At 70.5% G+C, this 24276-nt stretch carries 24 protein-coding genes, 1 tRNA gene and 1 riboswitch; of the genes, 4 read left to right on the forward strand and 21 right to left on the reverse strand.

The genetic code is table 11. The annotated features are described in order from the left end of the window. Position 1: 1 nt before the first annotated feature. The 3 genes from ACXJJ3_RS04795 to ACXJJ3_RS04805 are packed head-to-tail and all read right to left on the reverse strand — an operon-like array spanning position 2 to position 3593. The gene (locus ACXJJ3_RS04795) at positions 2 to 517 is read right to left on the reverse strand and encodes a GNAT family N-acetyltransferase (RefSeq protein WP_458168711.1); all 516 of its coding nucleotides are present in this window, start codon (positions 515 to 517) and stop codon (positions 2 to 4) included. Next, on the reverse strand, positions 514 to 2130 hold the full coding sequence (locus ACXJJ3_RS04800) for an IucA/IucC family protein (protein WP_458168712.1): 1617 nt from the start codon (positions 2128 to 2130) through the stop codon (positions 514 to 516). The genes ACXJJ3_RS04795 and ACXJJ3_RS04800 overlap by 4 nt, the downstream gene beginning before the upstream one ends. Continuing rightward, entirely contained in the window at positions 2127 to 3593 is a 1467-nt protein-coding gene (locus tag ACXJJ3_RS04805) for a pyridoxal phosphate-dependent decarboxylase family protein (RefSeq protein WP_458168713.1), read from the reverse strand. The genes ACXJJ3_RS04800 and ACXJJ3_RS04805 overlap by 4 nt, the downstream gene beginning before the upstream one ends. Positions 3594 to 3766: 173 nt before the next feature. Here ACXJJ3_RS04805 and ACXJJ3_RS04810 point away from each other — a divergent pair, with 173 nt between their 5' ends. Continuing rightward, positions 3767 to 5065: a tetratricopeptide repeat protein gene (locus ACXJJ3_RS04810; RefSeq protein ID WP_458168714.1), complete on the forward strand. Its 1299-nt coding sequence runs from the start codon at positions 3767 to 3769 to the stop codon at positions 5063 to 5065. Here ACXJJ3_RS04810 and ACXJJ3_RS04815 read toward each other — a convergent pair. From ACXJJ3_RS04815 to ACXJJ3_RS04885, 15 genes are all read right to left on the reverse strand, one after another. Then, on the reverse strand, positions 5060 to 6994 hold the full coding sequence (locus tag ACXJJ3_RS04815; protein ID WP_458168715.1) for a hypothetical protein: 1935 nt from the start codon (positions 6992 to 6994) through the stop codon (positions 5060 to 5062). The genes ACXJJ3_RS04810 and ACXJJ3_RS04815 overlap by 6 nt on opposite strands. Before the next feature lie 31 nt (positions 6995 to 7025). Then, positions 7026 to 7096, reverse strand: a tRNA-OTHER gene (locus tag ACXJJ3_RS04820). 56 nt (positions 7097 to 7152) lie between these two features. Further along, positions 7153 to 7560: a hypothetical protein gene (locus tag ACXJJ3_RS04825; protein ID WP_458168716.1), complete on the reverse strand. Its 408-nt coding sequence runs from the start codon at positions 7558 to 7560 to the stop codon at positions 7153 to 7155. Positions 7561 to 7611: 51 nt separating this feature from the next. After that, positions 7612 to 8907 carry a serine hydrolase domain-containing protein gene (locus ACXJJ3_RS04830; RefSeq protein WP_458168717.1) on the reverse strand — a complete coding sequence of 432 codons (1296 nt, stop codon included), beginning with the start codon at positions 8905 to 8907 and terminating at the stop codon, positions 7612 to 7614. Positions 8908 to 9078: 171 nt separating this feature from the next. Beyond that, positions 9079 to 11919: an aminomethyl-transferring glycine dehydrogenase gene (gene gcvP / locus ACXJJ3_RS04835; protein ID WP_458168718.1), complete on the reverse strand. Its 2841-nt coding sequence runs from the start codon at positions 11917 to 11919 to the stop codon at positions 9079 to 9081. A gap of 71 nt (positions 11920 to 11990) precedes the next feature. Next, positions 11991 to 12080: riboswitch (glycine riboswitch) on the reverse strand. Between the two features lie 37 nt (positions 12081 to 12117). After that, positions 12118 to 12999 (reverse strand): dihydrodipicolinate synthase family protein, encoded by an 882-nt coding sequence (locus ACXJJ3_RS04840; protein ID WP_458168719.1) that lies wholly within the window; start codon positions 12997 to 12999, stop codon positions 12118 to 12120. A gap of 14 nt (positions 13000 to 13013) precedes the next feature. Next, on the reverse strand, positions 13014 to 13640 hold the full coding sequence (locus ACXJJ3_RS04845) for a MerR family transcriptional regulator (RefSeq protein ID WP_458168720.1): 627 nt from the start codon (positions 13638 to 13640) through the stop codon (positions 13014 to 13016). Positions 13641 to 13864: 224 nt separating this feature from the next. Then, positions 13865 to 14359, reverse strand: a complete 495-nt coding sequence (locus ACXJJ3_RS04850; RefSeq protein ID WP_458168721.1) for a bifunctional nuclease family protein — start codon at positions 14357 to 14359, stop codon at positions 13865 to 13867. 27 nt (positions 14360 to 14386) lie between these two features. Continuing rightward, positions 14387 to 15082 (reverse strand): transcriptional regulator FtsR, encoded by a 696-nt coding sequence (gene ftsR / locus ACXJJ3_RS04855; protein ID WP_458168722.1) that lies wholly within the window; start codon positions 15080 to 15082, stop codon positions 14387 to 14389. Further along, complete coding sequence (locus tag ACXJJ3_RS04860) at positions 15069 to 15614, reverse strand: FHA domain-containing protein (RefSeq protein WP_458168723.1); 546 nt, start codon at positions 15612 to 15614, stop codon at positions 15069 to 15071. The genes ftsR and ACXJJ3_RS04860 overlap by 14 nt, the downstream gene beginning before the upstream one ends. Positions 15615 to 15753: 139 nt before the next feature. After that, complete coding sequence (gene gcvH, locus ACXJJ3_RS04865) at positions 15754 to 16137, reverse strand: glycine cleavage system protein GcvH (RefSeq protein WP_458168724.1); 384 nt, start codon at positions 16135 to 16137, stop codon at positions 15754 to 15756. A 49-nt stretch (positions 16138 to 16186) separates the two neighbouring features. Then, positions 16187 to 17071, reverse strand: coding sequence for a DUF881 domain-containing protein (locus tag ACXJJ3_RS04870; protein ID WP_458168725.1), 885 nt, complete (start codon positions 17069 to 17071; stop codon positions 16187 to 16189). A gap of 2 nt (positions 17072 to 17073) precedes the next feature. Beyond that, complete coding sequence (locus ACXJJ3_RS04875; RefSeq protein ID WP_132285273.1) at positions 17074 to 17406, reverse strand: small basic family protein; 333 nt, start codon at positions 17404 to 17406, stop codon at positions 17074 to 17076. Further along, positions 17403 to 18269 carry a DUF881 domain-containing protein gene (locus ACXJJ3_RS04880; protein WP_458168726.1) on the reverse strand — a complete coding sequence of 289 codons (867 nt, stop codon included), beginning with the start codon at positions 18267 to 18269 and terminating at the stop codon, positions 17403 to 17405. Before ACXJJ3_RS04880 ends, ACXJJ3_RS04875 begins: the two co-directional genes overlap by 4 nt. Further along, positions 18266 to 18862: a CDP-alcohol phosphatidyltransferase family protein gene (locus tag ACXJJ3_RS04885; RefSeq protein WP_458168727.1), complete on the reverse strand. Its 597-nt coding sequence runs from the start codon at positions 18860 to 18862 to the stop codon at positions 18266 to 18268. Before ACXJJ3_RS04885 ends, ACXJJ3_RS04880 begins: the two co-directional genes overlap by 4 nt. A 151-nt stretch (positions 18863 to 19013) precedes the next feature. Here ACXJJ3_RS04885 and ACXJJ3_RS04890 point away from each other — a divergent pair, with 151 nt between their 5' ends. Together ACXJJ3_RS04890 and ACXJJ3_RS04895 are read left to right on the forward strand one after the other, a co-directional pair. Beyond that, complete coding sequence (locus ACXJJ3_RS04890) at positions 19014 to 19382, forward strand: YciI family protein (protein ID WP_458168728.1); 369 nt, start codon at positions 19014 to 19016, stop codon at positions 19380 to 19382. Then, positions 19382 to 20584 carry an RNA polymerase sigma factor gene (locus ACXJJ3_RS04895; RefSeq protein WP_458168729.1) on the forward strand — a complete coding sequence of 401 codons (1203 nt, stop codon included), beginning with the start codon at positions 19382 to 19384 and terminating at the stop codon, positions 20582 to 20584. Before ACXJJ3_RS04890 ends, ACXJJ3_RS04895 begins: the two co-directional genes overlap by 1 nt. On the opposite strand, the gene ACXJJ3_RS04900 is transcribed toward ACXJJ3_RS04895, so the two are convergent. Genes ACXJJ3_RS04900 through ACXJJ3_RS04910 form a run of 3 tightly spaced genes read right to left on the reverse strand, consistent with a single transcriptional unit; the run spans position 20553 to position 22569 of the window. Then, positions 20553 to 21323: a class I SAM-dependent methyltransferase gene (locus ACXJJ3_RS04900; RefSeq protein WP_458168730.1), complete on the reverse strand. Its 771-nt coding sequence runs from the start codon at positions 21321 to 21323 to the stop codon at positions 20553 to 20555. The two genes, ACXJJ3_RS04895 and ACXJJ3_RS04900, sit on opposite strands and share 32 nt — an antisense overlap. Beyond that, positions 21320 to 22186 carry a hypothetical protein gene (locus ACXJJ3_RS04905; protein ID WP_458168731.1) on the reverse strand — a complete coding sequence of 289 codons (867 nt, stop codon included), beginning with the start codon at positions 22184 to 22186 and terminating at the stop codon, positions 21320 to 21322. The genes ACXJJ3_RS04900 and ACXJJ3_RS04905 overlap by 4 nt, the downstream gene beginning before the upstream one ends. Next, positions 22183 to 22569, reverse strand: a complete 387-nt coding sequence (locus tag ACXJJ3_RS04910) for a VOC family protein (protein WP_458168732.1) — start codon at positions 22567 to 22569, stop codon at positions 22183 to 22185. Before ACXJJ3_RS04910 ends, ACXJJ3_RS04905 begins: the two co-directional genes overlap by 4 nt. Before the next feature lie 57 nt (positions 22570 to 22626). On the opposite strand from ACXJJ3_RS04910, the gene ACXJJ3_RS04915 reads away from it, so the two are divergent. Then, on the forward strand, positions 22627 to 23238 hold the full coding sequence (locus ACXJJ3_RS04915; protein WP_458168733.1) for a GNAT family N-acetyltransferase: 612 nt from the start codon (positions 22627 to 22629) through the stop codon (positions 23236 to 23238). Positions 23239 to 24276: the final 1038 nt, after the last annotated feature.

Below are 24276 nucleotides of genomic sequence, written 5' to 3' on the forward strand. Positions count from 1 at the left end.
CTCATGCCTCCTGCACGGCCCGGGTCCGGACCATCAGTACTGCTGTCTTCTCGGGCAACTGGAGCTCCCCGGACTGGACGAACCCCGCGGCCGCGAACGCGCGGACGGAGGGCGTGTTCTCGACGTCGGGCTCAGCCACCACCCGAGGGCAGCCCGGCTCAGCCCGCAGGACCGTGTCCGCGACCTGCCGGAGCAGCTGCCGCCCAAGACCACGCCCTACCCGGGTGCCGTCGCCGATCGCGACATGCACGCCCCAGTCCTCGTCGTCGTACGGGTAATAGTCGGCGAGCCGGTCGTGCCTGACGCGGTACAGCTCGACGTACGCGAACTCCTCCGCGTCCAGCGTCACCACACACGGCTGGGAGTGCTCCCCCGCCGCCTGCTGCTCGACCTCCTGCGCCCAGCGCTCCACGGACCAGCCCTGGTGCCACCACCGACGTACATGCGGCTGGGCCATCCACAATGCGATCCGCGGCGCGTCGGACGGGACGGCCGGGCGCAGTACGAACGACGTCACCGCAGCGGGTTCGGGATGTCGAGGTACACCGACTGCGCGTCCAACGGGGCGACCACCTCGTCGATGCCGCGCAGCCGGGTCAGCATGTTCGCCTTGCAGGGCAGAGTTTCCGCTTCGAGCCAGCGCCGCGCCAGGCGGTCGCCGTCCGGCCCGGCCGCGTTCAGCAGCGGCAGCGCGTACCGCAGCCGATCGCGGACGACGGACAGCAGCGCGTCCTCGTCGGCGATCCCGTCCGCGGCCAGGCAACCAACGACCGCGAGCGCCTGGTTGTGCAGCAGGTAGTACGTCAGCCGATCGTCGACAATCGGATCGTCGACGACCGCCAGCGTCGAGTCCCGCAGGCCGGTGACCGCGAGCAGCCCGCGCACGTACGACGAGGCGAGGTAGTACCCCTGGTTGTCGCGATACGCGCCGCCCTTGATCCGCCCGGTGCCGTCCAGCCGGACCAGCGTGTTCTGCTGATGCGCCTCCAGCCCGATGCCCGTCTCGGCGTACAGGTGCAGCATCGGCACCAGGACGTTGTCGATGTACGCCGCCGTCCACCCGGCCGGGTCCTCGGCCGCGAACTCGCTCAGCCGGCTGATCCCGCCCGGACGCGGCGCGACCAGCCCGGCCAGGCAGGCGTAACTGTTGACGTCCGCCGGGACCTCCCGGACCGCGACGTCGAGTCCGGTGAGCGTCGGCCCGCCCTCGTCCAGCGCGACCCACGCTGGGTCGCGGACGATGCTGAAGCGCGGATGCGCGGTCGCCGTCCCCGCGTTGTACGCCGAGTCCAGCAGCCGGTTGATCTCGAGTCCGCGGCGCAGTTCGGTCGGCGTCGACTCGCGCCGCGAGTTCGTGATCCGCAGGCCGAGCGACAGCTTCAGCATCACCGGCAAATCCGGGTGGAACACGGTCCGCAGACTCGACGTCGGGTACCACTGCGCGCCGTGCGGCCCGAGCGCCTTCACCCGGCCGGCCGCGATCAGGTCGGCCACCCGCGGACGCTGCAGCACCGCCGCGGCCTGCCACGGGTGGGCCGGGACCAGGACCCGGCCCGGCGACGGGGTGATACCGGCCAGCGCGCCCATCAGCTGCACAGCGTCCAGTCCCTGCAGCGAGGGCGCGCCGGCCACCTGGTCCGACGACACCAGTTCGGCGTCGGCTTCGAACCAGTGCACTGCGAAACGGCCGCCGAGCTCCGGCGAGTACGCCGCCAGCTCGTCGCCGCTCAGTCCGTCCCGGCTCTTCGGCGCGGGGTGGTTCAGGTGCCCGAACAGCAACGCCTGCTCGGTCTCGAGGAAACGCCCGGGCCCGCGTTGGCCGTCGGCCTGCTCCACGAACAGCGCGACGTTCCGTACCGACTCCGCAGTACGCGCCGCCAGGTCGTCGACCTCCCCCGGATCCGCGTCCGCCGACAGCACCCGCACCAGTTCCTCCGGCGCCGGCGGCGCACCGTCCAGCAGTACGTCGGTGAACTGGTGCAACCCGGTCCGCGAGGCGTGCTCGACGCGGGCCGTCACGGTCGACCGCCCGATGTCGATTGTCAACAATCCGACGGTGACCGGCACCGACGACTCCCGCGTGTAGCAGCGCAGGATCGCGTTCAGGTGGGCGGCAACTGCAGTGCTCACGCGGCTCCTTCGCCGGTCAGGACGTCGAGACCGGTGGCGACAACCTGGTCGAGCAGGTCCTCGATGTCCGCCACGGTCGTGTTCGGGTTCAGCAACGTCAGCTTCAGCGTGACCGCTCCCGAGCCGGGCAGCTTGGTCCGGCCGATCAGCACCCGGCCCGACGTCAGCAACCGACGCCGTACCTCACCCTGGAGCTCGTCGGACGCACCGGCGACCCGGAACAGCACCGTCGTCAACGTCACCGGCGCCAGCAGCTCAAGGTTGCTGTCGGCAACAATTCGTACCGCGGCCGCCTGCGCCAGCTCGTGACACGTGTCCAGCATCGCGCCCAGCCCGGCCCGCCCGTACGCCGTCAGCGTGGTCGCGACCTTGACCGCGTCCGGCCGGCGCGTGGTCTGCAGGCTGCGGCCGAGCAGCCCGTCCAGCCCGGAGTCGATGTCGTCCGCCGGGTTCAGGTAGTCCACCGAGCGGTCGAACGCGGCGAACCGGTTCCGGTCCGCCACCAGCAGCACGCTGGTCGCGGCCGGCTGCCAGCCGATCTTGTGCAGGTCGAGCGTCACCGAGTCCGCGAGCGCGACATCCGCGAGCAACGGCGCCAGCTGATCGGAGAACAGCGCCCCGAACCCGTACGCCGCATCCACGTGCAGCCATGCGCCGTACTCCCGGGCCAGCGCGGCGATCGGCGCGATCGGGTCGACCGACCCGAAGTCCGTCGTACCGGCCGTCGCGATCACCGCGACCGGCGTCCGGCCGGGCTTGGCCAGCTCGGCGGCGAGGACGTCGGTCCGCATCCGGAAGTTCTCGTCGGCGGCGATCGTGATCGCGGCCTCCTCACCGAGCCCGAGGGCGGCACAGGCTCGCTGGACGGAGAAGTGGGCGAGTTCGGAGCAGAACACCACCGGCTGGTGGAGACCTTGCAGACCGTTCCGGCGGACGTCGACACCGGCCGCGGCGGCCGCACTGTCGCGGGCGATCAGCACCGCGAGCAGGTTCGAGATCGACCCGCCAGGCGTCAGTACTCCGTCCGCCTGCGGTCCGAAGCCGGCCAGCGTGGCGAGCGCCCGGACCACCCACTGCTCGATCGCGAGCGTCGCCGGGCCGGAGTCGTACGTGTCCAACGAGGCGTTGCTCGCGGACGCCAGCGCATCGGCGTCGACCGCAACCTGCAGGACCGGCGGCTGCAGGTGCGCCGCCGCGTGCGGGTGACTGAGGTCGATCCCGTGCGCGTCGAGCAGCCCCGCGATCAGGTCCAGCGCCGCCGACTCCCCCACGCCCGTCGACGGGACACGCGGTTCACCGAGCACCTCGGCGGCGCGCCGCAGTACCGTTCCCGGCGAGCCGTGCGGCAACGGTCCCCGCTCACGATCCACCACCGTCGAGGCCAACGGCCAACGAGCAGCGAACGGATCGCGGACTAGTGCTGTCGGTGCTGTCACGGCGGTCAGCCGCGCGGGCTGCGACATCCAGTTCTCCCGGGAAGTTGTCGAGTAAGGCAACCCTTACTAAGGCAGCCCTAACTTTTGTCGGGAGTACGCACCGTGTCAACTCACCCACCCGCAGGAGTGGCGATCGTCACCATCCACCCAACGATCCGGCCGGTTGGTGCATCTCACTCGGCAAGGGGAAGGGAGCTGAGATGGTGATCCCGGCGCACAGCGGCCGCAACACACTTCTCCGGCCGTGGGTGATCGCGGTCGGCGAGCTTCTCGTGGTCGGCGGGGTGGTCGGCTGGGCTCTCGGCCTGCCGTTCGGCCAGCCGCTGGTGATCCTCGGCCTCGTGCTGGTGCTGATCGGCATGCAGCCGGGCAAGCCCCGGCTGCAGCGAGCGCTCGGTAGCGCCCACGTCATGATGGGCCGGCGTCTCAAGGGCGAGGACGCAGTGGGCATGGGCCGTACGGCGCTTCGGCACTACCGGAAGTTCGCCGCCAAACATCCGGACCAAGGCCTCCAGACGCTGGCGTGGACGCTGGATTGGCATCGTGAGCAGCTTTCGGAGCTCGGACGATTCGAGGAAGCCGAGCCGATTGCGCGGGAGGCGGTGACGACCTGGCGGGAGGTCGTCACCGCCGACCCGAGTCGCCGGGCGGACCTGTCCAGGTCGCTCAACCACCTGACCGTCACCCTCGGCGCCTTGAAGCGCTACGACGAGCTGATCACGCTCACCGAGGAGGCGATCGTCATCCAGCGCTCCCTGATCGCGACACAGGACGTCGTACTCGCCCTGCATCTCCAGAATCTCGCCCTGGAGCGACGGCGCGCTGAGCAGTGGTCCGCGGCACTACCGGTCTCCCAGGAGGCGGCAGGGCTGTACCGGCGCTTGGTGGCGACCGACCCGGAGCAGCTGGAGAATGCCGCAGACACCGCCCGGGGGCTGGCGGAGACCTTGCGCGAGCTGTACCAGCGGCAGGAGGCGCTGGAGGTGACGAAGGAGTGGGTCGGGTACGAGCGCGCTCTGACTGCCAGGCGGCCAAGTCGCAGACCCGAGCTCGCGGGCGCGCTCAGCCTGCTCGGGAGCCGCCTGGTCAACCTGGACGAGGTCGACGACGGCATCACGCACTGGCACGAAGCTCTCGACGTATGGCGGCGCCTGGCGTCGGAGAGCGACGAGCACCGCTCCGACTACGCGGGGGCTTGCGCGCAGATCGGCCGAAACCTGGGCGTCATAGGTCGATCCGACGAGGCGCTGCCGGTGTTGCGTGAGGGCCTCGGCCTACGGCGTACGCTGGCCGCCGTCGATGCGCGCCAGTACGACGAACTCCTGGACGATCTCGCCCACGCCGCACGGGATACACGCAGGCAGGAGTTCGTCGACGAAGCGGTAGTCGTCGTCCGGGAGCACCTCGGCGCGCTGACGGGCGGTGTGGTTCTGCATGCCGTCGAGCTGCTGCGGGATGCCGGGTTCACCGACGAGGCTGATCGGTTGGAGAGGTCATGAGGCGGCCGGGAAGCGGCGGCCGCCGTTGGGGGTGCGGCCGTCGGGTGTGAATCGGTGCCCGGCGGCGATGTCGAGGAGGCCGGTGACTGCTGGGTCCGGGTGCCGGGCGTGAAGTTTGCTCAACGTCGACATGGGGTCGCAGTAGCTCAGGTAGAAGATTGCCTGGCGCCATGCCGATGCCTGCGGTTGTTCGAGTGCTGCGGCGAACGCGCGTTCGGCCAGTTCGGGGCCGACTTCGTGCAGCCAGTCGGCGAGGTCGAGGGCGTCGATCAGGACGGCGAGGTTGCTCGTGGTGAGGATCTGGCTCTGCTCCAGCGCGGTGCCGTGGGCGGCCGCGGCCCGCCGCATGCAGGCGTCCGCGAAGTCGGAGGTCGTTCGGCGGCGGCGGAGGCGTGACTCGGTGGTCGGCCAGGACGGCGGCAGGTCGTAGTACCTGGCGTAGAACGTGCCGGCGAGGACGCGGCTCGCGACGGCCGCCGCTGCACGCTGCTCCGCCAGGTCGTGCTCGGCCTCCTCCACCAACGGCAGCTGCAGCCCGGCCTGCGCCGCCAGGGCGCCGAACTCGCGGACCAGAGGATTCGGCAATACCGCCTGTGGGAACGCCCCGAGTGCCACGGTCGTTGTCTCGCGCAACGTCTGTACGGCGGCCCGGGTCGCCTGGCTGGACTGGTCGCGGTACGGGACGACGGCGTCGACCCACGGCAGGCCGCCGAAGCGTACCTGCTCCTCGAGATCCCTCAGCAGCAGGCATCGCCGCCGGAAGGCCGCGTACGTCCGGGCGTACACCGACGCCAGCGCCGGGTCCCTGATGTTTGCCGCCAGCAACTGTGCGGTGACCTGCGGAAGTACCTCGGCCAGCACCTCGCCGGAGCCGATCACGCCGCGCTCGACCAGCTCGCCGATCGGCGCCTCGAGCGCGCGCGCCGCCTTCGCCAGCAGGTGGTCCGGGATCGCCACCCCGGACGCCGCCGGTGACTCCGTACAGTCGACGGGGACCGCGATCGGCGCCAGCTCGGGGAGTCCGCCCGTCCGCGGGAACGCGTCGAGCCGCGCGCTCAGTACATGGGCCAGCGTCGCGTACGCCGGTTGCGCCGCCACCGCACGCTGCGTCGTACGCAAGGCCTCGCGGTCCGCGGATCCCGGCGCGCCGTGGGCGCTGATCGTGTTCGCGAGCGCCCGCCGGATCCAGCCGACCGCCCGTCCGTCGAGCGCAGAGCTGTCGTCGGGGCACAGCTCCAGCGCCATCCGCAGCCGGGTGAAGTTGCTCTTCCACGGCCGCGGCCGGTGCAGCTCCGTCGCCAGCTTGTAGTCGTCCATCCACCGCCGGCGCCGCTCCGCCCAGTCGTCCGGCCAGACCCGGCACGGCCAGCCGCCGGTGACGCCGCCGTCTGACAGTTCGGGGAGATCGCCGTCGACCGTGTCGCACCAGAGCGCGACCAGCTGGTCGTACAGCGGGTTCCACACCTGGAGCGTCTCGCGCATCGCGGCGATCCGCGGCCGTACGGTTGCCTGCCGCAACTGGACGCGGACGTCGTCCACCGTGTTCCGGCGTACGACCGCACCTGAAGGCGCCGGGCTGAACGACGGAGTGAACCGCAGCCGGTGCATCAACGGACGCAGCTCCGCCACCAGGTCGAGCGCCGCCGCGTGGTGGTCGTGTTCGAGCAGCCACGCGACCACCAGCAACGCACCCTGCTCCGGTACGTCGATCCGGTAGCAGCCGGTCCGCAACGCCTGCCCGAGCTCCGCGAGGCCCTCGTCGCCCAGGTACCAGAGGTTCAACCGCTCCCGGTCGGACTCCCCCGGCGCCAGCTCGTCGAGCACCCCACGCCACGCGTCCACCCGCACCGCGGCGCGCCGCCGTACCGCTGGGTCATCGGACGCCAGCACCTGCTCCAGCGCGTGCCGCAGCCGAGCCGTGTTCCCCATCCCGAACCCCCGTCCGTCGGACAGCGCTCAGACATGGAGGCAGGATTCGAACCTGCGCCCTCCCGGTAGTAGCCGGGCGATCTACCCCTGATCTACTCCATGCGGTGGATCACACACTACCCTCCGTGAGGAATGCTGGTAAGAACAAACGCCGATCCTCAGGCATCGAGGGCGTTCGTGATCTTGCGGATCATCTCGGTCATCGCGGGGCCGGTGCCGCCGCGCTCGGCCCGGGCGCCGGCGTCAACCGCGGTCAGCACGGTGCTGCGGAAGTCGTCGGCCGCCGCCTGGTCGTGGGCCTTGAGCAGGTGCATCGCCGCGGTCAGCGCCGGGAACACCTGGTCGGCGAGCTCGGCGGTCGTTTTGCCGTCGAGCTTCAGGCCCTTCTGCTTCTCGTCGAGCGCGTGCCCGACCGGTCCGGTCGCGGAGGCCAGCGCGAGCGAGCCCGCGACCGCGATCTTCCCGGCGGACTTGACGCCCGCGGCGACGACGAGCGCGATCGCGCCGTGCGCCGCGACGGCGAGCGTGGTCTTGTCGGTGTCGGTGAGAGTGATGGAGTTCGTCATGCATCCACCCTCACGGGGCGTGCTGACACCGCCCTGACAGCCTCCTGACAGCTAGTCGCGGCCGTACGGCGTCCTGGTCAGGACGAACGTGGCGATGTTCAGGTGGTTGACCGTGTCGCCGTCGCGGACGACGTGCAGCGTTTCACCCGCGAGGTATCCGTCGCGGCCCTGGTAGCGGTCCGGGCCGAGCGGCGAGAGCCGGGTGGTCAGCCCGCCGGACAGCTGCAGGATGCCGCCGCAGACCGAGATCGTCAGCGGCGTGTTGCCCCAGTACCAGTGGCCGAGCAGCTCCGCACCCTGCGCCAGCGGCGGCTCCGGCACCCACTCCTGCGTGACCGGCGGCTCGTACTTCGCCAGGATCCGGATCAGATCCGGCGCCAGCGACGCCACCCGCCCGTACGTCGCGTTGCCGAGCGTGACCGCGCCGACCCGGCGGGCCCGGTCCACGAACAGCCCGGCGAGAAAGCCCGGCATCGACCCGGTGTGCCCGATCAGCAGCTGCGGGTCGTCCGCGATCAGCCGCAACCCGAGCCCGTACGACGCGGTCAGACCCTCGCGCGGATCCGCCGCGACCGGCGTCGCCATCTCCTCGACCGAGTCCCGGCTGAGCACCTCGTGCACCGGGTCGATCCAGAACGCGGCGTACCGCGCCAGGTCCTCGATCGTGCTCCACAACTGCCCCGCCGGCGCCATCGCCCGCGAGTCGTGCGCCGGCTCCGGGTCCAGCTGCCCGCTGAACGGGTTCACCGAGAACCCGTCCGCGGCCGGCGCCTCCGGGAAGTACGTCGTACGCCGCATCTCCAGCGGCCCGAGAACGCGCTGCTGGACCAGCTCCAGCCAGGACGCCCCGCGCAGCCGGGCGACGATCTCGCCGAGCAGCCCGTACCCGAGGTTCGAGTAGTGGTGCCGCCGATCCGCCGGCCCGACCGCGTGCGCGTCACTCATCGCCGCGGTCAGCTCGTCGAACGACACCCCCGGATTCCGCTCCCACCAGGGACCTTCGGGCTCCGCGTTCATCCCGCCGCTGTGCGCCAGCAGCTGCCGGATCGTCAGGTCCCCGAACGCGACCCCCGGCAGGTGCTTGCCCACAGCATCGTTCAACGACAGCAGTCCGTCGTCCCGGCACTGCATGACCAGCACCGCGGTCAACGTCTTGGTGATCGACCCGATCCGGTACTGCACGTCCGCCCCCGGCAACCCACCATCCGCCGTCGCGAACCGCCCCCGGGCCCCCGTCCACACCAACGCCCCGTCCCGCACCACCCCCGCATTCACCGAAGGCAACTTCGACTCCCCCTGCGCCACCGCAACCTCGGCGTACAGGGCTGCGGCGGTATCAGGACGCATCCGCGTCCTCCGCGCAGTCGCGAGCAGGTGCTCGGTGCGGTGCATCGGCGTGCTGGAGTGAAGGGTTCGATGCGGAGCATCGTGCCCTTTGCTCCAGTGCGGCGAGGTGCCGTGCCGAGTGCCGCGCAGCACGCGCGGAGGACGCGGATGCGGCCTTGGGACGCAAGGACATTACTCGAAGGCCTCCGGGGAAGGGCAGGAGCAGATGAGGTTGCGGTCGCCGTAGGCGCCGTCGATGCGGCGGACCGGTGGCCAGTACTTGGAGGTGCGGTCCACCGAGCGGGGGAACGCGGCCTCCTCGCGAGTGTAGGCGTGCTCCCACTTGTCGTTGATCACCGACTCGGCGGTGTGCGGGGCGTTCACCAGCGGGTTGTCGGTGGCCGGCCACTCGTCGGCGGCGACGCGGTCGATCTCGTGCCGGATCGCGATCATCGCGTCGCAAAAACGATCCAGTTCCCCTAGATCTTCAGATTCCGTCGGCTCCACCATCAGCGTGCCGGCCACCGGGAACGACATCGTCGGCGCGTGGAAACCGTAGTCGATCAGCCGCTTCGCGACGTCGTCGACGGAGATGCCGGTCTCCTTGGTCATCGGGCGCAGATCCAGGATGCACTCGTGCGCGACCAGCCCGTTCTCGCCGGTGTAGAGCACCGGGAACGCGCCCTCGAGCCGCTTCGCCACGTAGTTCGCGGTCAGTACGGCGGCCTTGGTCGCCGCGGTCAGGCCCTCCGCACCCATCATCCGGATGTACGCCCACGAGATCGCCAGCACGCCCGCGGAGCCGAACGGCGCCGCGCTGATCGGGCCAACGCCGGACTCCGGGCCGGCCTGGTCGAGCAGCGGGTGGTTCGGCAGGTACGGCGCGAGGTGCGCCGCGACCGCGACCGGGCCGACGCCCGGACCGCCGCCGCCGTGCGGGATGCAGAACGTCTTGTGCAGGTTCAGGTGGCTGACGTCGCCGCCGAACTCGCCCGGCTTCGCGAGCCCGAGCAGGGCGTTCAGGTTGGCGCCGTCGACGTACACCTGGCCGCCGTGGTCGTGGACGACCTGGCAGACCTCGCGGACGCTCTCCTCGTACACGCCGTGCGTGGACGGGTACGTGATCATGATCGCGGCCAGCCGATCGGCGTGCTCGGCGGCCTTCGCGCGCAGGTCGCCGAGGTTGATCGTGCCGTCGTCGTTGCCCTTGACAACGACCACCTTCATGCCGGCCATCACCGCGGAGGCAGCGTTGGTCCCGTGCGCGGACGCGGGGATCAGGCAGACGTTGCGGTCCTCGGAGCCCTGGGCGCGGTGGTACCCACGGATCGCGAGCAGCCCGGCCAGTTCCCCCTGCGAGCCGGCGTTCGGCTGGATCGAGACCTTCGCGTACCCGGTGACCTCGGCCAGCCAGCGCTCCAGCTGCCCGATCAGCTTCACGTAGCCGGCCGCGTCCTCGACCGGCGCGAACGGGTGCAGGTCCGCGAACTCCGGCCAGGTCACCGGCTCCATCTCGGTGGTCGCGTTCAGCTTCATCGTGCAGGACCCGAGCGGGATCATCCCGCGGTCCAGCGCGTAGTCGTAGTCGGACAGCTTGCGCAGGTACCGCAGCATCGCCGTCTCGGACCGGTGCGTGTTGAACACCGGGTGCGTCAGGTACTCCGTGGTCCGCGGTACGGCGACCTCCGCCGCGCCGAGCGTGTCGTCGTACTGGCCGCCGAACGACTGGCAGACCCGGGTCAGCGTGGCGACGTCGGTCTTCTCGTCGCAGGAGATCCCGACGTGGTCGGCGTCGACCAGCCGCAGCCAGATCCCGTTCTGCCGGGCGGCGTCCACCACGTCGGCGGCGCGGCCCGGGACGCGAGCGAGCACGGTGTCGAAGAAGTCGTCGTGCACGACCTCGACACCGTCGGCCCGCAGCGAAGCGGCGAGCTTGCCGGCGTAGGCGTGCACCCGCTCCGCGATCGCGCGCAGACCCTCGGGCCCGTGGTAGACGGCGTACATCGACGCGACGACCGCGAGCAGGACCTGCGCGGTACAGATGTTCGACGTGGCCTTCTCGCGGCGGATGTGCTGCTCCCGCGTCTGCAGCGCCAGCCGGTACGCCGGGGCGCCGTCCGCGTCGACGGACACACCGACCAGGCGGCCGGGCAGCGACCGCTCGAGCCCGGTCCGGACGGACATGAAGCCGGCGTGCGGGCCGCCGTAGAACAGCGGGACGCCGAAGCGCTGGGAGGAACCGATGACGATGTCGGCGCCTGCCTCGCCCGGCGCCTCGAGGACCGTCAGCGCGAGCAGGTCGGACGCAACGGCGACGAGCGTGTCGCGCTCATGGGCCTGGGCGATCAGCGGCTTGAGGTCGCGGACGACGCCGTTCGAGCCCGGGTACTGCACGAGGACGCCGAAGAAGTCGCCCTCGGGCAGACCGTCGGTGGTGTCCGCGACCACGACCTCGATGCCGAGCGCCTCGGCCCGGGTCTTCACGACCGCGATCGTCTGCGCAAAGGTGTCCGCGTCGACCAGGAACCGGTCCGACTTGCTCTTCTTGTTGGAGCGATGCGCGAGCGTCATCGCCTCGGCGGCCGCGGTGCCCTCGTCGAGCAGCGACGCGTTCGCGGTCGGCAGCCCGGTCAGGTCGGAGACCACGGTCTGGAAGTTCAGCAGCGCCTCGAGCCGGCCCTGGGAGATCTCCGGCTGGTACGGCGTGTACGCGGTGTACCAGGCCGGGTTCTCGACCAGGCGGCGGACGATCACCGACGGCGTGAAGGTGCCGTAGTACCCCTGGCCGATCATCGAGGTGGCGATCGTGTTCCGGCCGGCCAGCTGGCGGAGCTCGGTGAGCGCGTCCACCTCGGAGGCGGGTTCGGGCAGCCGCAGCGCCTCGGTGGAGCGGATCGAGGCCGGGACCGCGGCGTCGACGAGCGCGTCGACGTCGTCGTACCCGAGGAGCTGGACCATCCGCGTGATCTCGTCCGGACGCGGTCCGATGTGCCGGTCCGCGAACGTCGCGGACAGCTGAGGGGTGTCGTTCACTAGAGGCTCCGATGCTGACTGTCGCTGCCGGTGGCCTCCCCCTCTGTCACGCGCGAACGCTCCAGAGTCGCCTGTGACACTCGGTCCGTGGGCCTGAGAGGTTCCGGGGAGGAATTGCCCCTTCGGCGCCCGATGACACGGGTCTCTCCCGAGTGCTGTGAACGGCAGTGTCGAGGCTACCAGGAATCCCAGGACAGTTCAGAAGAGTTCGGGCAGCAGGTCCCGGGCGGCAGGCCGCGCGGCCGCGACCTGCTCGGCGGTCGCGGCCTGCATCGGCCAGCGCACGCGGGTCCCGACGTCCGCCCAGCCGCCGACCGCGGCGAGGAACTTGTCGAGCGCGGGGTTCGACAGCCCGGCCTGCTGCAGCGGTACGACGTGCGCCGCGAAGAACTCGGCGATCCGCCGCTCGACGTCCAGGTCGTGTGCGGTCGCGACCGCACCGTTCGGGGAGAGCGCGGCCACGTTCGAGTAGCTGCCGTGCGCGCCGAGTGCCGACATACTCGCCAGGAAATGCCCCGGCACGAAGATCGCCGGCCCCGATCGCAGCGCGGCGTCGAACCACGCTCTGTCACCACCGGCCGTCTTCAGCCCGATCAGACTCGGCACCGCCTCGGCCAGCTCGCAGAGCTGCTCCGGCGTGACAGCTGTCTTCGCATGCGGCGGGTTGTACAACACCAACGGCACGCCGTCCGCCGTCTCACCCACTCGGCGCAGGAAGTCCAGCATCTCGGTGGGGTTCAACGGCAACCAGTCCGGGGCGATCACCTGGATCGCGCCGGGCGCGAGCTTCGCGGCCCGCTCGACCCGCGACAGTTGCACCTGAGCCGACGGATGTGACGCCCCGATCTGGAACGGCTTGCCAACAGCAGCGAGTACGTCGTTCACCCGGTCGAACTCGTCCTCGGTAAGGGTCTGGAACTCCCCCGCCGTCCCGTGCGCATACACGCCGGCCAGCGAAGTCTCACCCAGCACTTGAGCCTGAGACTGCAGGCGGCCCCAGTCGATCGAGTCGTCAGCGTTCAGCGGTAACAACAAAGTCGCCCACACACCGCGGAGCGAATCAGCAGTGAGTGGGCGCACAAGGAAAAGCTATGTCAGCCGGTCATCCGCGCGCGACGCCGGGCGGCGAGTTCGTCGCCGGCGTGACCGCTGTGACCATCAGCGTCCTCGTCGTCGTGGCCGTCGGCCCGCTCGGTCGGCAGCTCGGACAGCGAGCCCTCGACCTCACGCCAGACCCCGCCGAGCGCGATCCCGAACACGCCCTGGCCGCCGGCCAGCAGGTCGATGACCTCGTCGGGCGACGAACACATGTACACCGACGCGCCGTCGCTCATCAGCGTGATCTGCGTCAGGTCGTCGAAGCCGCGCTTGCTCAGGTGCGCGATCGCGGTCCGGATCTGCTGCAGCGAGATCCCGGCGTCCAGCAGCCGCTTGATCACCTTCAGCAACAGCACGTCGCGGAAGCCGTAGAGCCGTTGCGTCCCGGAGCCGGTGGCCGGCCGGACAGACGGCGAGACCAGGCCGGTACGGGCCCAGTAGTCGAGCTGCCGGTACGTGATCCCGGCCGCGGCGCAGGCCGTCGGACCGCGGAATCCGACATCCTCCGGCATCGGCCGCAGGTCGTCGTCGAACAGCAGACCCTGGACGCCGGCAGTAGCGGCTGCCTCGGCGTGCGCGTCGGAAGCCGACTGCGTCAGATCCGTGTCCCCGGTGCGTGTCACGCCTGAGCCTCCCTGGATACCGACTGGAACGAGTCATCTCCGTGGAGTGACAGCACCCCACGACTTCTTCACGGTAAGCCGCCGCCTTAACCGGGTCAACGACAACCGCGTCGAGCCGCGAGCGTGTCGCGACCGTCGTACGAATCGTTACCAAGTCGCTCTTGTCCGGCCCCGCAGCCTCCGGGGGCTGCTCCGCATCCCACCCGGCTTCGGTGCTGAGCTGGTCAGCTTTTGTCGAAGTCCTCCGGGGTCACCTGGTCCAGGAACTCCCGGAACCGCTCGACCTCCTCTTCCTCCTGTACCTCGTCGGTACCGTTGGCCTCACTGTCCGGAACCGGGATCCCGGCCTCAGCCAGGATCTCCTCGGTGCAGAACACCGGCGTCCCGGTCCGCAGCGCGATCGCGATCGAGTCCGACGGCCGCGCCGAGATCTCGGTCTGGTCGTCGAACACCAGGATCGCCTCGAAGATCCCGTCGGTCAGGTTCACGATCCGGACCTGGCTGAGGGTGTGCCCGAGGACGCGGATGGTCTCCGCGAACAGGTCGTGGGTCAGCGGCCGGGGCGGCTCCATGCCCTGCTGGGCGAAAGCGATCGCACTGGCCTCGGCCGCGCCGATCCAGATCGGCAGGTACCGCTCACCTCCGACTTCCCGGAGCAGCACGATCGGCTGACTCGAGGGCATCTCCACCCGGACTCCGACCACGTCGACTTCGCGCACGCCACCAGCCTACTCCGGACGGAAGGGTCAGGGTCGTGGCAGGCGGGACCGGACCAGTGCTGTGTGCAGACGCACAGTGAGCGCCGCCAGTTCAGCGGTCTGGTCGGTGCGCTTCGGACCCGTGACCTGCTCGATCAGGCCGACCTCCCGGTCCGCCGCGGTCCGGAACGCGCGCAGGTGCCGCGGCTCCAGCCCGTACGCCGCCAGCTCGGCCGCGACCTTCGCGATCACGATCGCGTCGCCGGAATAGTGGTTGCCGGTGGCCACCACCAGGCCGTGCCCCTCGAGCTCGTCGAGCAGCCCGGACGGTACGCCGGCCGCGGCCCGCAGCTCCTCGCGGGTCAGCCGGAGTTCGGTGCCGGCGGCATCGAAGTCGTCGGCGACCGGCTGGCCCGGGGTCTGCGGCAGCGCCGTCGGCGCGACCGGCGGACCTGCCGCGGCCGGCTGCAGGCCGCGGTCGATCGCGCCGAGATGTTCCTTGATCACCTTCAGCGGCAGGTACTGGTCCCGTTGCGCGGTCAGCACGTACCGCAGCCGGTCGACGTCCGCGGCACTGAACTTCCGGTAGCCGGACGCCGTCCGGGCCGGCGTCACCAGCCCCTCGGCCTCGAGGAAGCGGATCTTGGAGATCGTGACGTCGGCGAACTCGGCCTGCAGAAGCTGCAGCACCTCACCGATGCCGCGGCTGCCGGCAGACCGCTCAGGCGGCTCAGGCTTGGCCACTGGCGTAGTACACCAGCCGGTACTTGCCGATCTGGACCTCGTCGCCGTTGTTCAGCTGGACCTCGTCGATCCGGTCCCGGTTCACGTACGTACCGTTCAGGCTGCCGACGTCGCGGACCTTCACGCCGTACGCGTCGCGGCGGAACTCGGCGTGCCGCCGGGACACCGTCACGTCGTCGAGGAAGATGTCGCTGTCCGGGTGCCGTCCGGCGGTGACCACGTCGACGTCGAGCAGGAACCGGCTGCCCGCGTTCGGCCCGCGCTGGACGATCAGCAGGGCGGACCCGGCCGGCAGCGCACCGACGGCGGCCTGGTCGTCGGCGGTCAGCGGCTCACCGGTCTGCTCCGGTTCCGGCTCGGCACCGATCGGGGTCAGCATCGCGGTGTCGGTAACACCAGGCTGGCCGGGCTGGACAGGCTGGGACGCCGGAGCTGCCGCCGGGCGGTCCGCGCCAGGCAGCATCGCTCCGCACTGCGAGCAGAACCTGCTGCCCTCGGAGTTCTCGTGCCCGCACTGGTTGCAGAACGGCATGCTGTGATCCTCCCGATCGCCGGCGGTCCGGCGACGTCTTCGATAGACCCCGTATTGACAGTGTGACGTGCTGGAACAAGATGAGGGGACCTCAACCCTCGACCAGCAGTTGAGGTCCGGTAACGCTATCAGTCCGTGGTCAGCCCTGGTCGAGCTGGCCCTGGTACGCGTCGGCGTCCATCAGGGCGGTCACCTCGGCGGCGTCCTCGACGTCGATGTCGAGCAGCCAGCCCTCGCCGTACGGGTCGCTGTTCACCAGGTCCGGCTGGTCGGCGAGCGCCTCGTTGACGGCGGTCACGGTGCCGTTCACCGGGGCGAACAGGTCGCTGACGCTCTTGGTCGACTCCAGCTCCCCACAGGCGTCGCCGGCCCGCACCGTGCTGCCGACCTCGGGCAGCTGCACGTACACGATGTCACCGAGCTGGTCCTGCGCGAAGTCGGTGATGCCGACCCGCACGGGCCCGTTCTCGCCGGCCTTCAGCCACTCGTGCTCGGCCGTGTACTTCAGGTCTTCGGGGTACACCTTCGTTCCTCTTTCACTCAAGTACAGCTACTGATCGGCTACTGCTCGGCTATTTGGTCGGGCTGGGCGCCGGGCGAGCGTAACGATGCTCCTCCGGCGCGTGCAAGGCGGTGATCGACAGGCTGCTCAACTCGTTCACCTCGGCGGTTCCGCCGATCTGCGGACCGGTCACCTCGCTCACCAGGCCGCCCGGGAAGTTGGCCGCCTCGGCCAGGTTGTGGGACTCCCCGATCGCCTCGATGACGTACGGCGAGGTCAGCTTCTGGCCGTCCACCCGGATCCCCGGGGCGTCGTCCACGAAGTCCGTACTGGCCACCACGCGGACCGACCCGTTGATCTGGATCGCCTCGGCACCGGCGTCGCGCAGTTCCTCGATCGCGTCCAGCAGGTTGCTCGAGGTCATCTTGCCCTGCGGGTCGTTCAGCGTGATCCGGACCCCCTGCCCGACCGCGGCCATGGTGCCGGCCAGGATGCCGAGAGTACGGATCTGGGCCTCGGCCTGTTCGCGCGCGGTCTGTGCCTTGTCGGCGCTGGAGGACAGCGTGTTCTTACGCTCCTCCAGGTCGGCGATCTCGCTCTCCAGCCGGCGGGTGTTCTGGCCGAGGCCGTCGAGGATCGCGATCAGGTCCTCGCGGCGGGCGTTCTGGTACCCGTCGTCGGCCCGGTTGACCCGGACCTGGACGACCGCGACACAGCCGACCAGGGCCAGCACGATCGCCACGATCGCCTGCCCGCGGGACGGCTTGAACCCGGCCTTCAGCCGGCGCAGCGCGAGGTTCGGGGTCCGCGGCTTCGCGGCCGGCATCGGCGTCGGCGTCTCGGGAGCCTGCTTCTCCGGAGCCTGCTTCCCGGGGGCGGGCTTCTCGGGAGCCTGCTTCTCGAGGTCCGGCTGCTTGGGGTCCGGGGTCCTGGGGTCGGGGGTGTCGTCGGTCATGGTCAGGCCCGGAAGATGTGCCGGCGGATCGCGGCCATGTTGGTGAAGATCCGGATCCCGAGCACGACGACCACACCGGTCGACAGCTGCGAGCCGACGCCGAGCTGGTCGCCGAGGTACACAATCAGCGCCGCGATCAGCACGTTGGACACGAACGAGACGACGAACACCTTGTCGTCGAAGATCCCGTCCAGGAACGCCCGGAGCGCGCCGAACACCGCGTCCAGCGCGGCCACGACCGCGATCGGCAGGTACGGCTGCGCCCACTCCGGGACGTCGGGGGCGACCAGCAGGCCGACCACGACCCCGATCACCAGGCCGAGTACGGCGATCATCTCGGCCTCACCTTCGCATAGCGCAACGCGATCGTCGCATCGGCCGGGACCAGCAAGGAATCCTCCGTCGTGATCGTGCTGCGGACACCGAAGTTGCTGACCAGGTACTGCACCCACTGCCCTCCGGAACTCTGCGCGAACCGGGCCGGCATCGTCGCGGTGTCGCCGATCGCGAGCACCGTGTACGGCGGGGTCAGCGAACTGTAGTCGACCGTGATCGCACTGCCGGCGCCGCGGATCGCGGTCAGCGCCGTGAGCCGGTGGCCGTTCACCGAGATCGCCTCCGCGCCGGCCGTCCACAACCCGTTGACGAGCTGCTGCAGGTCGACGTCGAGCAGCCGGCCTTCCTTGGCGTCGGCGTTCTTCGCGTCGTCGATGACGGCCTTGATCCCGGGACCGGTGACCGCGATCGCGCCGGTCTGCAGCTCCAGGTCGTCGAGCTTCTGCTGCAGCGCCGCGCCCGTACTGTCGTTGCTCAGCCCGCTGGCCTGCAGGCCGCGGACCTCGTCGGACAGCTGGGACTGGTGGTTGCGCAGATCGGTCAGCCGGTTGTCGGCCTGGTTGATCCGGTCGATCAGTTCCTTGCGCTGCTTCTCCGCCTCGGGCGCGCTGCGGTAGTTCTGCGCGGCGGCGATCGCGAGCAGGAAGCCGAGGACCGCGGCGGCCACCACCAGCAGCACCCGGTGCCGGGACCGGGCCTGGTTGCCGCCCTGTTTCGACCGGGTCTTGGCGGCGACGGCGTACCCCTCGTCGATCGGGTGCGCCATCAGGTTGTTCAGCAGGGACATCGACGCGTCGACGCGCCGCGGAGTCGTCTGCCCAGGAGACTGGGCAGGGGGCTGCTCGGGGGCTTGCTGGGTCACCCGGCCGTGTCCTTGATCGGTTTCACCGTCTGGACCAGGTGCCGCAGCTGGGCGAAGTACAGCGCGCCGGCCCAGTAGTACAGACCGGTCCCCCAGATCGCGAACGCCCAGCCGACCACGCGGGCCAGCAGGTTGAGTGTGCTGTCGCCGTCGCCGAGCAGGAGCAGCGGGAACGCGTACAGCAGGCAGAACGTGGCGGACTTGCCGAGGAAGTGCACCGGCAGCGCGTTGAACCCGCGGCGGTGCAGCGCCGGCAGCGTCAGCGTGAGGAGGACGTCCCGCAGCGGCAGCGCGATCGCCAGCCACCACGGGATGATGTCGCGCAGCGCCAGGCCGAGCACGGTGGCGAAGATGTACAGCCGGTCCGCGACCGGGTCGAGCATCTGGCCGAGCCGGCTGGTCTGGTTCATCCGGCGGGCGATCTGGCCGTCGGCCCAGTCGGTGAACCCGGAGACCGCGAGCACCAGCAGCGCCCAGCCGTCCGCCTTCGGCCCGAGCACCAGCCACAGGAAGAGCGGCACCCCCAGCAACCGCAGGAAGCTGAGCGCGTTCGGGATCGTCCACACCCGGTCGGACACTTCCAAGTCCGGCACGCGACCCCTCCCTCTCTCCACCCTGGATACCCGTCGTAACTCTACTGGGGTGCTTCGACAGGTTTACGCCCGGCCATGCCGGGGGAAGCCCGGCCTTCCTCAAATCGATACAGTCTCAATCGATACCCTTCGTGCTGCTTACGCTGGGCAGATGAAGTTCCTGGTACTGATCTACGGCAACCCGGAGTCCCGCGCGGTCTGGGACTCGTTGACCGACGAGCAGAAGAAGGAAGGCATGGCGGGGTACGCCGCTCTGCACGCCGAGCTCGCCGTCCGTCAGGAGCTCGTCGCGTCGGAGTCGCTCGACGACCCGGCCCTCACCAAGCAGGTGCTGGTGCGCGACGGCAGGCCGCTGACCACCGACGGCCCGTTCGCCGAGGTGAAGGAGCAACTGGCCGGCTTCTACCTGCTGGACTGCGAGTCGATGGACCGCGCGGCCGAGATCGTCGCGAAGATCCCGGAGGCGCCGTTCAGCGTCGTCGAGATCCGCCCGGTGCGTGACCTCGGCGCGTACAGCTGATGCTCGAGGAGCTGCTCCGCGAGCAGGCGCCGCAGGTGCTCGGCGCGCTGGTCCGGCGGTACGGCGACTTCGACGCCTGCGAGGACGCCGTCCAGGAGGCGCTGCTCGCGGCGTCGCTGCAGTGGCCGAGCGACGGCGTACCGGAGAATCCGCGGAGCTGGCTGATCACGGTCGCGTCCCGGCGCCGGATCGAGGTACTGCGCAGCGAGGCGGCCCGGACGCGACGCGAGGAGACGGTGGCGTCGTGGACTCCCCCGGAGCCGGCGTCGGCGGCCGACGACTCGCTGACGCTGTTGATGCTGTGCTGTCATCCGGGACTGACGCCGCAGTCCCAGGTGGCGCTGACGCTGCGGGCGGTCGGCGGGCTGACGACCGGCGAGATCGCCCGTGCGTTTCTGGTGCCGGAGGCAACTATCGGGCAGCGGATCAGCCGGGCGAAGGCGAAGCTCCAGGGCGCCCGGTTCGCGCTGCCGCCGGCGGCCGAGCAGCCCGAGCGGCTGGCCGCCGTACTGCATGTGCTGTATCTGATCTTCAACGAGGGCTACACAGCGTCGTCCGGGCCGTCGCTGCACCGGGTCGAGCTGTCCGCGGAGGCGATCCGGCTGACGCGTCAGCTGCTCGCGCTGCTGCCGGCCGAAGGTGAGGTCGCGGGGCTGCTGGCGTTGATGCTGCTGACGGACGCGCGGCGGCCGGCGCGGACCACGGCGACGGGCGCGTTGGTGCCGTTGCCGGAGCAGGACCGGTCGCTGTGGGACGCGGCGTCGATTGCCGAGGGCACCGAACTGGTCGAGGCGACGCTGCGCTCGGCGCCGGTCGGGCCGTACCAACTGCAGGCGGCGATCGCGGCCGTGCACGACGCGGCCGCGGACGCCGCCGAGACCGACTGGCGGGAGATCCTGATGCTGTACGAACTCCTGGAGTCGACGGCGCCCGGGCCGATGGTGACGCTGAACCGGATCGTCGCGGTCGCGATGGTGCACGGGCCGGACGCCGGGCTGAAGCTGCTGGCCGACGTGGATCCGGCGTTGCGCGACCATCACCGGCTGGCCGCCGTCCGCGCGCACCTGCTCGAACTGGCCGGCGACCACGCGGCCGCGCGGGAGGCGTACGAGCTCGCCGCCCGGTTGACGCAGAGCACGCCCGAACAGGTCTATCTGCTCGGCCGCGCGGCTAGCTCGGGAGCTTCGGGCGACCCCAGCTGAGCTCGGCCTGCACCTTCAGCTCCAGTACGCCGTTCTGGGCGTACGGGCGGACCGCTGCCTCGACGATCGCGTCGAAGTCGGCGGCCTCCTCCGGCGGCATCAGGTCGCGGGCCAGGCTCGACGTCGAGTGGAACTGCTCGACGTAGTCCTCGACGCGCTGGCGGTACACGACCGGCTCGGTGCGCGCCGTACCGTTCACGTCGAGCAGACCGCGCTCCCGGATCGCGTCGACGACGCTGTACTTCGGGTCATGGTTCTGCTTGCGCGAATGCTTCTGGATCGCCTTGATGACACCGTCCCGCCAGGGCATGTCCACCGGCCCGTGCTCGATCACGACCAGCTGCGCCTTCGGCGTCAGGTGCGGAACGATCCGGGCGAACGTCGCCTCCCACGGCATCCAGTGGATGCTCGCGCCGGCGGTCACCAACGCGTACGGGCCGTCGAGGTCGGCGGACTCGATCGGATTCACCTGCCAGCTCAGGTGCGGGTGGTCCCCGCCGGGACGCTGCCGGCCGGTGTCGACCATCGGCTGCGAGAAGTCGATCGCGTCGACGTGATCGACCCGCGGCGCCAGCGGCCGCGCGATCGCGCCCTCACCGGCACCGATGTCGAGCACCCGGCGCGGGGCGTCGGTGATGAGGTCCACGAGCCGGTCGAACACCTCGTCCGGATACGGGGGCCGATGCTGGTACGCCTCCGCTACCGCCTCCTGCTTGAACGTCGCCGCAAGTTCAGTCATGCGTCGGAGCGTAGGCCGGGGCTACCCAACACCGACGCTTTTCTGCTGTCGGCCGACGAGTCCGTGAGCCAGGTGCGCAGTTCTTTCATGGCCCGGTCCGTGGACCATCGGGCGAGCTCGGGCCACTCGTGCTGCTCGCGCAGGTGCTGAATGAACAGCGTTCCGATGTAGTAGCCGATGCGTTGCGGGAAGGGCGAGTCGCCGCTCAGCGTGAGGAACCGGCGGATCACCTCGGCGTCCTCGGACGCGAGGTTCGCGAGGATCTCCCGGCGGGCCACCGCGTCGTGACGCCGGCAGTCGGCGAGCCATTCGTCGTACCCGGGGCCGAACCACAGGTGCTCGGCGAGCGAGTACTCCCCGAAGAGCTCGGCCGTCAGCGCGGTCGCGAACCCCTCGCTGTAGATGTCCTGCCCGAGCGGCCCGTCGTCGGCCCACGGCTGCTCCGGAAGCGGTGCCTGCAGCGCGTGGGCGATCTCGTGCGCGGCGAGGATCCTGGCGGCGCGCTCGTCCGGGATCAGCTCGACCGCCAGGTACAGCGTCCCGTCGGCGACCCAGCCGTTCGACGTCGCGAGCCCGACCATCGCGACACCGTCGACGTCCACCTCGGCGGCGTCGAGCAGCGGTACAACCCGCTCGGCCGCCTGCTCGATCCAGCGGGTGGTATGCGGCGCGTTCGCGCGGATCCGGTCGGCGTACTGCTCGTACGCCGCGAACGCCTTCTCCCGGTGGGCCGGCTGCAGCGTCCGGCCGGACCTGGCCAGATCGTTCAGCACCTCCGGATGCCGGCTGACGTACTCGTCCCAGTCCCCGCTCACCCAGAACTCCAGGAACGCCGGCACGAGGTCCCGGACCGTCACCGTCATTCGTCGCCCCAGACGGTCGCGCGCAGCTCGAACTCCTGAGGGTCGCTGTGGACCGGGATCACGCACAGCAGGTGGCCGCCCGGGGCGCGGAGCGTGTAGCAGCCCTGCCAGTCGGCGACCTGCACCGCACCGAGTCCGGTCAGGCGGGCAACCTCGGCCGGTACGTCGTCGGTCTCGATGTCGAGGTGGTACCGGGCCTCGGCGTCGACGGACTGGATCGCCGTCACGTAGCCGGGGACGGCGTTGTGCAGCGAGACGAACTGAGGCTCGCCCTCGGGCGACGACGTACGGACGCCGAGCGCTTTCGACCAGAACTCCGTGGCCGCAGCCACGTCGTCTTGGTGGGTGTCGATCAGGAACGTGGACACGCGGCTGCGATGCATACGGATCAACCTAGTTCCGGACGGCGGTCGTCCGGTACCGGGTTTACCGTGCTGATCATGCAGGTGATCGAAGAGTCGCAGGTCCACGTCGTACCGGCCAACGAGGCCCCATGGGAGGACCTCCAAGCAGTCCTCGGTACGGCGGACGCCGGGCAGTGCCAATGTCAACGGTTCAAGATCCGCGGGTGGATCTGGCGGGACTCCACCCTCGACGAACGAATGACCCGCCTCCAGAAACAAACCGCCTGCGACACCCCCGACGCCCCGACAACCAGCGGCCTCCTCGCCTACGTCGACGGCGAACCGGCCGGCTGGGCCGCCGTCGAACCACGAACGGCGTACCCGAAACTGCGCAGCTCCCGAGTGCCCTGGCCCGACCGCAACGAAGACAAGGACGACGAGACCGTCTGGTCAGTGACCTGCCTGGTAGTCCGAAAAGCCTTCCGCGGCCGAGGCCTCACCTACCACCTCGCCCGAGCCACCATCCCCCACGCCCGCACCCGCGGCGCCCGGGCCCTGGAGGCCTACCCCATGCTCACCCACCCCGGCAAAACCATCACCTGGGGCGAACTCCACGTAGGCCCCCACCAAGCCTTCGAAGCCGCCGGCTTCCACCAGGTAACCCACCCCACCCTCCGCCGCACCGTAATGCGAATCGACTTCCCCTAACCCCAGCCACAACAACCATCACCCAACTCCCCCAACCCCTCCCGCACCCACCTCCTCCCCTCCCCGCCCTGCCCCCGCCCTGCCCCCGCCCTGCCCCCGCCCTGCCCCGTCTCGCACCCCTCCCGCCCCGTCCTGCACGCCCTGCACCCGCACCCCTCCCGCACCCGTCCCGCACCCCTCCCGCACCCGTCCCGCACCCGTCCCGCACCCGTCCCGTACCCGTCCTGCACCCGTCCCGCACGCCCTACACCCGCGTACCGCCCCAGAACACCACGCCCATGCACGCCTGCCGCGCTCTCCGCCGGCGCCCCTGCCCACGCACCACTCCGAGGCCCTGCCCCACATCTCCCCACACAGCGCTCCTGGTGCACCGCCTGCTCCGTGCGCTCACCCGCACCCTCACACGCAGCACTGCACCACTCCCCGTGCACCACTCCCGCTGTGCCCCTTGCCGCCTCTGTACACCGCCGCCGCGCACCACTCCCGGGGTTCACCGCCACGATGCACACCGCCGCCTACCTGCACCACTGCCCGCACCTCACTCCCCGTCCCCCTGCCCTGTACCTCCCCGACGCACCACTCCAGGTGCACCGCCTGCCCTGCGCACTCACATGCACCACTCCCACGCACCACTCCCACGCACCGCTCCGCGTGCCCCCTGCCCCCGCACCGCCCACGCACCACTCTCGCTGTCCCGCCCCACACCACTCCAGGTGCACCGCCTGCCCTGCGCACTCACATGCACCACTCCCACGCACCACTCCCACGCACCACTCCCCGTGCCCCCTGCCCCCGCACCGCCCACGCACCACTCCCGCTGTCCCGCCCCCACACCACTCCAGGTGCACCGCCTGCCCTGCGCACGCACATGCACCACTCGCATGGCCTCCTGCCCTTCCCCCACCACCGCCTGCGTTTCACCGCTCCTCGCGCGCCCCTCGCCCGGGACCGCTCACCTGCACCGCTCCCGGCGCAGCGCTCACCTGCACCACGCCCGATCCGCTCAGGGCTCATCTCGGCACCGCTGACTGATGCAGC

The sequence above is a fragment of the Kribbella sp. WER1 genome, from assembly GCF_054189145.1.

Bases quoted from the DNA above. Each gene is read 5' to 3' on its own strand.
- ACXJJ3_RS04890 (WP_458168728.1), top strand. From the start codon at position 19,014: ATGAAGTTCCTGGTACTGATCTACGGCAACCCGGAGTCCCGCGCGGTC.
- ACXJJ3_RS04875 (WP_132285273.1), bottom strand. From the start codon at position 17,406: ATGATCGCCGTACTCGGCCTGGTGATCGGGGTCGTGGTCGGCCTGCTG.
- ACXJJ3_RS04870 (WP_458168725.1), bottom strand. From the start codon at position 17,071: ATGACCGACGACACCCCCGACCCCAGGACCCCGGACCCCAAGCAGCCG.
- ACXJJ3_RS04830 (WP_458168717.1), bottom strand. From the start codon at position 8,907: ATGCGTCCTGATACCGCCGCAGCCCTGTACGCCGAGGTTGCGGTGGCG.
- ACXJJ3_RS04815 (WP_458168715.1), bottom strand. From the start codon at position 6,994: ATGGGGAACACGGCTCGGCTGCGGCACGCGCTGGAGCAGGTGCTGGCG.
- ACXJJ3_RS04900 (WP_458168730.1), bottom strand. From the start codon at position 21,323: ATGACTGAACTTGCGGCGACGTTCAAGCAGGAGGCGGTAGCGGAGGCG.
- ACXJJ3_RS04805 (WP_458168713.1), bottom strand. From the start codon at position 3,593: ATGTCGCAGCCCGCGCGGCTGACCGCCGTGACAGCACCGACAGCACTA.
- ACXJJ3_RS04915 (WP_458168733.1), top strand. From the start codon at position 22,627: ATGCAGGTGATCGAAGAGTCGCAGGTCCACGTCGTACCGGCCAACGAG.
- ACXJJ3_RS04905 (WP_458168731.1), bottom strand. From the start codon at position 22,186: ATGACGGTGACGGTCCGGGACCTCGTGCCGGCGTTCCTGGAGTTCTGG.
- ACXJJ3_RS04910 (WP_458168732.1), bottom strand. From the start codon at position 22,569: ATGCATCGCAGCCGCGTGTCCACGTTCCTGATCGACACCCACCAAGAC.
- ACXJJ3_RS04895 (WP_458168729.1), top strand. From the start codon at position 19,382: ATGCTCGAGGAGCTGCTCCGCGAGCAGGCGCCGCAGGTGCTCGGCGCG.
- ACXJJ3_RS04810 (WP_458168714.1), top strand. From the start codon at position 3,767: ATGGTGATCCCGGCGCACAGCGGCCGCAACACACTTCTCCGGCCGTGG.
- ACXJJ3_RS04860 (WP_458168723.1), bottom strand. From the start codon at position 15,614: ATGCCGTTCTGCAACCAGTGCGGGCACGAGAACTCCGAGGGCAGCAGG.
- ACXJJ3_RS04825 (WP_458168716.1), bottom strand. From the start codon at position 7,560: ATGACGAACTCCATCACTCTCACCGACACCGACAAGACCACGCTCGCC.